Origin of the sequence: Streptomyces smaragdinus, assembly GCF_009604385.1 — a bacterium.
Taxonomy (GTDB): domain Bacteria; phylum Actinomycetota; class Actinomycetes; order Streptomycetales; family Streptomycetaceae; genus Streptomyces; species Streptomyces smaragdinus.
In genome coordinates, this window is record NZ_WEGJ01000001.1 from 491,229 (window position 1) to 499,564 (window position 8,336).

Here is an 8,336-nt window from a genome sequence, read left to right on the forward strand (position 1 = left end):
TGCGGGCCCTTACGGCAGTCTGGGCGCTGGAGCGCACTCGAACGCAAGCCCCATTTCCGGGTGGCACCGGGACAGGCAGTAGGTTGCGGGCGTGGCGAACGACAAACAACTGATCGGTTCGGTGGGGATCGCGGGAGCCGTCGGCGCGCTGGCCGGCGCCGCGCTGCGCGGTCACCGGGGGGTACGGGCGGGGCTCGGCGCGGCGGCCGTGGGGGCTCTGGGGCTGGCCGCGGGAGAGGTGGTGGCGCGGGTCCGGCAGCGGCCCGGGGAGATCCCGGCGCTGCCCCAGCGGATCGCGGTGAGCGGGGCGCTGACGGCGCCGCTGGGCTGGGCGGCCGGGAAGCTCACCGGCGCCGGGCCGGTCGCCGTGGGCACGGTCGCCGGGGCGGCGGCCGGGGCGCTGGGTGTGCGGCCTCAGAAGGTGGCGCTGGGGCCGGTGGTGGGCGCCGCCGTGGGCGGGGCGTACGCGCGCCGGTACGGGCGGGAGGCGCCGGCCGCGGCGGTGGCGGCGGCGTCCGTGGTGTCGTTCCGCGTGCTGTCGGCGCTGGTGTTCCGGGAGCCGCAGGTCAGCCTGGTCGCGGAGGCGGCGCCGGCGGAGCGGCTGCCGTTCGTGGTGCCGCTGGCGGCGCGCTCGCGGTACGTCGGGACGGGGTACGTGCGCGAGCTGGCGGCGACGCTGGGCGGGAGTTATACCGCCGCGGCGCCGGACGTGGGGATCGTGGCGTCGCTGGACGCGCTGGCGGGGCCCCGGTTCGATCCGGCGGGGGTCGATCCGCTGGTGCGGGAGTTCTACGAGCACACCTCGCGGTTCACCCTCGACATCACGCCCGAATGGCGGCTGTGGGTGCGGCCCGGCTATCTGCTGTACCGGAACTTCGTGGCGCGCCCGCTGGGGCAGGCCAACGTGCCGATGAACCAGCGCGAGACGCAGCGCGGGATGCGCAGCCGGATCGACACGATCACCCCGGCCGGCGGCGGCGAGGTGTCCGTGCGCGGGTGGATCCGTTCGTACGCCGACACCGATGATCCGATCTACGTCGGCATCTACACGACGTACCGGCACGAGGGCCAGGGCTACGTCAGCGTCGGCTTCCCGCTGCCCGGGTCCAGTTTCACGGCGACGCTGCAGCCGAGCGGACGGCCCGGCGGCGGGCTGGCGCTCAGCAGCCGGGCGGCGGACGGCAGCACGCAGCCGGGGCACTATCTGACGTACGTCGACGCGGAGACCGAGGAGCTGACCACGGTCGGCGTCCACGGGTTCGGCGAGGAGCTGGACGTGTACACGCGGGACGGCGAGCTCCGGGCCGATCACGCGTTCTCCGTGTTCGGTATCCCGTTTCTGGTACTCCGTTACCGCATGTCGCGTAAACCCTGAGGACAGTTGCGCCCCGGTTCGGGGGGCAGGGCCACGGGCGGGCCCGGGATCGGCCATACTTGCGCGCTGTGGACCAGAAACGAGGTCAGAACGTGACGCCCGTCAACGCAGCCGCCACCGATCCGGCCGCCCTGCCCGGCCTGATCGTTCCGGCGCCCCGGGAAGCCAAGGACGCCGAGGAGCCGGAGACGGCGGCGGCGGAGGCGCCCGAGGCCCCGGACGAGCCGGAGGAGACGGAGGCCGAGTCCTCCGAGGACGACGAGGCGGCCGGGGAGGCCGGGGACGGGGAGGCCGCCGAGGACAAGGCCGGCGACGAGGCCGGCGAATCCGACGCCGAGCCCGAGTTCGAGGCATCCGACCGGCGCGGCTCCGTCGTCGCGGACGAGTCCGGGGTGCGGTTCACCCTGGACGACACCGAGGCGGAGTTCGACTGGGACGAGATCGGCGCCGTCGAGTACGCCACGAGCCGCTGGGGCCGCCGTCTCACGGTGACGGTGCATCTGCGCGGCCGCCGGCTGTACGAGACGGACCTCACCGCCCCGGACAAGGCCACCCTGGAGCAGTGGACGACGGGCCTCGACAAGCTCATGGACGCCCACTTCGAGGACTGATCCACCGCTGCGGGACCCTCACGGCGCACAGCGGTTGATCCGTAAATCGACAAAACACCATAAAATGGGGCAATGCACCCCGTTGAGGTCCTCTCCGCCCTCGGCACCGGCGTCTGGCGCTGGTCGATCGGCGGCAGGATCACGCTGGACGCCGCCGCCGCGCGGCTGCTGGAGATGCCCGAGGACGTCACCGAGGTGTCGGCCGCCGCGGCGCGGTCCCGGCTGCACGGGCTGGACTACGTGCAGCTCTCCGGCATCGCGAACCTGGCCATGACCGAGGGCACCCTCGCCGAGGCGGTCGTGCGGATCGTGGACTCCGACGGGGCGGTCCTGCGCTGGGTGCGGGTACGGATGTCGGTCTCCGGCGAGGACGGCGCGCTCGCCGCCGACGGCACCGTGCAGGAGGTCGTACGCCCGGCCACGGGCACCCCGCCGAGCGACCGCAGCCTCTCCCGGGAGGCCTTCCTCCTCGACGCCGGCCGGTCCCTCGCCGAGGCCACGTCCACCGACGCGGTGCTGCGGGTGGCCGCCGCCCTGGCCATGCCGGGGTTCACGCCCGCCGGGCAGGCCGTCTTCGGCATCGAGAACGACCGGCTGCGGGTGATCGGCCACCACGGCTACTGGACGGGCGGGGTGCCGTTCGACGAGCTGCCGCTCAGCACCGACTCCCCGGCGTGCGAGGTGGCCCGTACGGGTGAACCGGTGTACCTGAGCAGCCCGGACGAGTTCCGCCGGCGGTTTGCCCCGACCTGGCACATGGCCGAGCCCCAGGGGATGACCTCCTGGGCGTATCTGCCGCTGGTCAAGAACGGCGAGGTCATCGGCGTCTGGATGCCGGCGTTCCGCACGCCCACGTCCTTCTCCCCCGAGGAGCGGGGGGTGCTGGGGACCATCGCCCGGATGCTGGCCCAGGCCCTGTCCCGGGCGTACGCCCACGACCTCGAGCGGGCGCTGGCCGCCGACCTGCAGCGCACCATGATGCCCGGCGAGATCCCCGACGTCCCCGGGCTGTCCCTCGCGGCCCGCTACGTGCCCACCAGCAAGGGGCTGCGGATCGGCGGCGACTGGTACGACGTGATCGCCCTGCCCACCGGCCGGGTCGCGATCGTCATCGGCGACGTGCAGGGGCACGACGTACGTGCGTCCCGGGTGATGAGCCAGCTGCGGATCGCGATCCGCGCGTACGCCTCCGAGGGGCACGAGGCGGACGGGGTGCTGCGCCGCGCGTCCCGCTTCCTCAGCCGGCTCAACGCGGGCGAGACGGAGGAACGGTTCGCCACCTGCCTGTACCTGGACACCGAACCGGCCACCGGCACCGTGTACGCGGCCCGGGCCGGCCACCTCGACCCCGCGGTGGCACTGGCGGACGGCACCATGCTCGTCCACCCCACGGCAGGCGGTCTCCCGCTGGGCATCCTCCCGGATCCCGACTACGAGGTCACCGAGCACGTCGTGGCGCCCGGCGAGACCTGGCTGCTGTGCACGGACGGCCTGGTGGAGAACGGCGGCCACGACCTCTACTCGGGGCAGGCCCGGCTCCAGCAGGCCTTCAGGGACACCCTCGGCCAGAACCTGGAGAAGGTCGCGGACGCCCTCGTCGACGCGGTCACCGGCCCCGAGTCGTACCGCACCCCGGGCCCGCACACCGACCGCCGCGACGACGACATCGCCCTCCTCCTGCTGCGCAGCGACACGCCGCCCGGCCACGCGCGCCGCACGGCCGTACGGCGGCTGCGGGTGATCGTCCCCCGGACGGAGCAGCACCGGATCGCCGACGTCCGCCACCAGCTGCGCGGGATGCTGTACGACTGGGAGCCCGCCGACCAGATCGACGCCGCGGTGCTGGCCCTCTCGGAGCTCGTCGCCAACGCCGTGACGCACACGGGCGGCGCGGCCGTGGTCGGCGCGGAGGTGGCCGGGCCGCCGGGGCGGCGCACGCTGCGGGTGACCGTCGAGGACTCCGGTCAGGGGCTGCCGCACCGCCGCCATCCGGGTGAACTGGCGTCGTCGGGGCGCGGGGTGCTGCTGCTCGACCTGCTCACCGGGACCTGGGGGGTGGAGCCGCGGGGGCAGGGCAAGGCGATCTGGTGCGAGTTCCGCGAGGGGGACGACGACTGACCGCACCGGGGAACCGATCTTCGGCCGCGCACGTCCGAGGGGCGAGGAGGTGGCCCTGGATGGTGTCACGGCGGATGGTGCTCGCGGCGGGACTGGCCCTGCTGGCGGCCGGGTGCGGGGACGACGGGAAGGACGGACCGCCGGGTGACGCCGGGCGGATCGACGCGGGTCTGGTGTCGGCGCTGAAACCCGGGGACGCGCAGGCCGTCGCCCGGTCGGTGAACGCGTTCGGGTTCGACCTGCTGCGCGAGACGGCCGGCGCGCGGCCCAACACCGTGATCTCGCCGCTGTCGGTGGCCACGCTGCTGGCGATGGTGCTCGCGGGCGCGGGCGGTGACACCGCGAAGGCGATGGCCCGGACGCTGCATCTGAAGGACAGCCGCGACGTGCGCGTGGGGGCGCTGCTGCAAGAGCTCGCCGACACGAAGGACGTCACGCTCGACGTCTCCGACGCCCTGTGGAGCGCGCCGGAGCTGCGGATGCACGCCGACTACCGGGACTTCGTCACCGGGAAGCTGGGGGCCACCGCGAAGGAGGCCGATCTGGCGGGGGCGGACGCCGCCCGGGAGATCGACGGATGGGTGAAGGAGCGGACGCACGGGCGTATCGACTCCATCGCGGAGGATCTCGGGCTGCCGTCGGAGGACGCGGTCCTGGTGCTGCTGAACGCCGTGTACTTCCTGGGGACCTGGACGACGCAGTTCGACCCGGACCGTACCGAGGACCGGCCCTTCGCGGTGCCCGGCGGGACGCCGGCGGACGTGCCGATGATGTCCCTGAGCGAGAAGCGGTTCGGCCACGCGCAGCGCGACGGGTACGCCGTGCTGCGGCTGCCGTACGGGAAGAGCAAGCGCTACGGCATGGAGGTGTTCCTCCCCGACCAGGGGGCGGACGGGCTCGAGGCGTTCCTCGGCCGGCTGGACGCGGCCGAGTGGCGGGTGGCGGTCGGGGCGCTGGAGGAGCAGGAGGTGTTCCGGACGGCGCTGCCGCGGTTCGAGCTGAGCTGGTCGCTGGGGCTGGGCGACGCTCTGACGAAGCTGGGCATGGGTGAGGCATTCGGCGGCGGGGCGGACTTCTCGCGGATGGTCGACGGCGGTGCGGCGCTGAACGCCGTGGTGCACAAGACGTACATCCGGGTCGACGAGAAGGGCACGGAGGCGGCGGCCGTGACCGGGGGTGCGATGACCACGGCGCTGCCCGCCGATCCGCTGGTGTTCGAGGTGGACCGCCCGTTCGCGTTCACGGTCTCCGACCGCGAGACCGGGACGGTCCTGTTCCTCGGCGCGGTGAACGATCCCCGGGGTTAGGCCAGCGCCGCGAGTGCGCCGCGGTCGACCTTGCCGCTGGGGGTGAGCGGCAGCTCCGGTACGACGACGACCTCCGCCGGCACCAGATGACGGGGGCTGCGCGGGCGCAGGAACGCCAGGACGTCGGCGGGCAGTCCCGGGTCGCCCGCCCCCGGCGCGGCCACCACGTAGGCGGCGAGGCTGGTCAGGCCGTCCCGGACGCGGCCGGTGACGGCGGCCGCGGCGACGCCGGGGTGGGCGCACAGCTGGGCCTCGGCCTCGCCGGGGTCGACGCGGATGCCGGAGACCTTCACCTGGTGGTCGACGCGGCCCGCGTGGACGAGGACGCCGGTGTCCAGCCGGCGCACCAGGTCACCGGTGCGGAAGAAGCGCACGGCGCCCCGTTCCGTACCGAGCACGGGGAACTTCTCGGCGGTGGCGGCGGGCAGCCCGCGGTAGCCGAGCGCGACACAGTCCCCGCCGATCAGCAGCTCGCCGTCCCGGGCCACACGCTCGACGACGTGCGGCAGCGCCCGCCCGATCGGCACCGGCCCCTCCGCGTACGCGCCGGACCCGCCGGCGAACGGGCCGTGCAGGTCGACGGCGTGGGTGACCAGGGTCGTCTCCGTACAGCCGTAGGTGTTGACCAGCCGCACCGACGCGGTGTCCAGCGCGCACCAGTCGGCGAGCCTGGCCGGGTGCGCGGCCTCGCCGCCGATGACGACGGTCCGCAGCGAGGGCGGCAGCGGGCGGTTCTCCCGTACGAGGTGGTGGACGAGTTCGTGCCAGTAGGCGGTGGGCAGGTCGAGGAGGGTGATCGCCTGCCGTTCGACGGTTTCCAGGAAGCGGTGGTAGGAGCCGGTGTGGGCCGCGTCGTCGATGACGAGGGCGGCGCCGGTGGTGAGCGCGGGGAGGATTTCCTCGAAGCAGGTGTCCCAGTTGAGCGACGCGAACTGCAGGACGCGGTCGTCCGCGGTGAGGCCGAGGAGTGCGCCGAGCGAGCGGACGGCGGCGGCGATGGCCCGGCGGGGGGTGCGGACGGGCTTGGCCGCGCCGGTGGAGCCGGAGGTGAAGAGGATGTACGCGGGCTCCTCCGGGTCGAGGGTGACCGGCGGGTCCAGGTCGAGGGTGCTCACCTCCGTGCCGTCGACGAGGGCGCGGGCTCCGGCGGCGCGCAGCAGGGCGTCGCGTCTGGCGGGCGGGCAGGCGGGGTCGACGGGGCAGTACGTGCCGTACGCGGCGAGCACGCCGAGCAGCGCGACGACGGTGTGGGGGGTCCGCCGGGCGGCCACCGCGACCGTGCCGGGGCGGGGGCCGAGTCGGTCGGCGACGCCGGCCACCAGGGCCTCGAGGGTGCGGTAGTCGACGACGGTGCCGTTGTGGACGAGCGCGGGGCGGGCGGGGTGGAGGCGGGCGGTTCGCCGGAAGCCCTCGACGACGTCGGGGGCGGCGAGGACGGGGGGCGCGACGGACATGGCTGATGCCTCTCTGTCGGGGTTGGGGTTCGTACTCACGCGGCGACGCGTTCCTGCTGCCGCCACCACAGCCGCCCTTGTTCGCCGAGGGTCCGCACCGGGTCGTAGTAGTGGTGGCGGCGCCCGAGCGCGTGCGGGTCGTCCCGGTCCAGCGCCGTGCGGTAGTTCTTCGTCCAGGTGGAGACGCCGCGTTCGCGGTCGTACGACTCGGCCTGGTGCACCCAGCGTTTGCCGACGAAGGGCACGTCGCACACGACGCGCGGCGTGGCGAAGCCCGGCAGATAGCCCATGATCGCCTGCTGCAGGTCCTGCGCCTCGTGGAGCGCGAGCCGCCAGTGCTCGGCATTGGGGATCATGTCGCAGAGGTAGAAGTAGTACGGGAGGACGCCCGCGCCGTCGAGCAGCGCGAAGCACAGGTCGAGGAGCTGCTCCGCGGAGTCGTTGACGCCCCGCAGCAGCACGCCCTGGTTGCGTACGTCGCGGACCCCGAGGTCGAGCATCGTGCGGGCGGCCTGCGCGCCGAGCGGGGTGAGCTGCTGGGCGGCGTTGACGTGGGTGTGGATCGCGAGGGCCACGGCACGGTCGCGGGCGGTCTTGGCGAGGCGTTCGACGCAGTTGCGGGCCTCGGGGGTGAGCCAGTGCTGCGGCAGGTCGATCAGGGCCTTGGACGCCAGCCGGATGTCCCGTACATGATCGATGTCGAGCAGGGCGAGGACGAATTCCTCGAGCCGCGGCCACGGAACGTTCGCGATGTCGCCGCCGGAAACCACCACATCGCGTACGCCCGGCGTTTCGGCGATATAGCGGAGCATCGCATTCAACCGGTCCGGTCTGCGTACGCTGAATTTCAGCTTCCGCACCTGGGCGGTGGAATTCCCCACCAGGTCCATTCGGGTGCAGTGACCGCAGTACTGGGGGCAGGTGGCGAGGAGTTCCGCGAGTACCTTCGTCGGATAGCGGTGGGTGAGTCCTTCGACCGCCCACATCTCCGCCTCGTGGAGCGAATCGCGGGAGGCGTGCGGATGCGAGGGCCACTCGGGGTCGCGGTCGGAGAAGGCGGGGAGCATATGGCGGCGGACTGGGTCGGCGTACATCGCGGCCGCGTCCGGGCGGGCCGCCGGCACCATCGTGTTCAGCACGTACGGCGGTAACAGCAGGGACATCGTGGCGAGTTCGGCCTGGTCACGGTCGATGTCGCGGTAGAACGAGTCCGGCAGCAGGGTCTCGTACACGGCGTGCAGCTGCCGGGTGTTCTGCACGCAGTGGGCCCGCTGCCAGCGCGCGTCGCGCCACTGCTCGACGGTCACGTCCCGCCAGCCCGGGAGCCTTTTCCAGTCCGGCTCGACTAGTTCCCCGCGCGTATAGGAATAAGGCTGATACGGCATGTCCATCCCCCCTGCCCGGTCGCCCCGGTGCGGGGGACTTATCGAACGTATCCGCAGACCCGGCGTATGGTCCATGCGTCTTCCGA

General features: G+C 73.4%; 6 protein-coding genes. 4 read left to right on the top strand and 2 right to left on the bottom strand.

The window, feature by feature from the left end:
• The first annotated feature begins 91 nt into the window (after positions 1 to 91).
• The 4 genes from SRB5_RS02430 to SRB5_RS02445 all read left to right on the top strand — a co-directional run bounded on the left by SRB5_RS02430 (position 92) and on the right by SRB5_RS02445 (position 5,411).
• Positions 92 to 1,375 carry a hypothetical protein gene (locus tag SRB5_RS02430; RefSeq protein ID WP_323376846.1) on the top strand — a complete coding sequence of 428 codons (1,284 nt, stop codon included), beginning with the start codon at positions 92 to 94 and terminating at the stop codon, positions 1,373 to 1,375.
• A gap of 68 nt (positions 1,376 to 1,443) precedes the next feature.
• The gene (locus tag SRB5_RS02435) at positions 1,444 to 1,986 is read left to right on the top strand and encodes a hypothetical protein (protein WP_323376848.1); all 543 of its coding nucleotides are present in this window, start codon (positions 1,444 to 1,446) and stop codon (positions 1,984 to 1,986) included.
• A 72-nt stretch (positions 1,987 to 2,058) separates the two neighbouring features.
• A complete protein-coding gene (locus SRB5_RS02440) occupies positions 2,059 to 4,104 on the top strand; it encodes an ATP-binding SpoIIE family protein phosphatase (protein WP_153449671.1) in 2,046 nt (681 codons plus the stop codon).
• Between the two features lie 59 nt (positions 4,105 to 4,163).
• Positions 4,164 to 5,411, top strand: coding sequence for a serpin family protein (locus tag SRB5_RS02445; RefSeq protein WP_153449672.1), 1,248 nt, complete (start codon positions 4,164 to 4,166; stop codon positions 5,409 to 5,411).
• Here the strand turns inward: SRB5_RS02445 and SRB5_RS02450 are convergent.
• Both SRB5_RS02450 and SRB5_RS02455 read right to left on the bottom strand, forming a co-directional pair.
• Positions 5,408 to 6,865 (bottom strand): AMP-binding protein, encoded by a 1,458-nt coding sequence (locus tag SRB5_RS02450; RefSeq protein ID WP_153449673.1) that lies wholly within the window; start codon positions 6,863 to 6,865, stop codon positions 5,408 to 5,410. The two genes, SRB5_RS02445 and SRB5_RS02450, sit on opposite strands and share 4 nt — an antisense overlap.
• Positions 6,866 to 6,900: 35 nt before the next feature.
• A complete protein-coding gene (locus SRB5_RS02455) occupies positions 6,901 to 8,172 on the bottom strand; it encodes a KamA family radical SAM protein (RefSeq protein WP_323376851.1) in 1,272 nt (423 codons plus the stop codon).
• Between the last annotated feature and the right edge of the window lie 164 nt (positions 8,173 to 8,336).

Excerpts from the sequence above, each read along its gene's own strand:
- SRB5_RS02450 (WP_153449673.1), bottom strand. The coding sequence starts at position 6,865 with ATGTCCGTCGCGCCCCCCGTCCTCGCCGCCCCCGACGTCGTCGAGGGC.
- SRB5_RS02440 (WP_153449671.1), top strand. The coding sequence starts at position 2,059 with ATGCACCCCGTTGAGGTCCTCTCCGCCCTCGGCACCGGCGTCTGGCGC.
- SRB5_RS02445 (WP_153449672.1), top strand. The coding sequence starts at position 4,164 with ATGGTGTCACGGCGGATGGTGCTCGCGGCGGGACTGGCCCTGCTGGCG.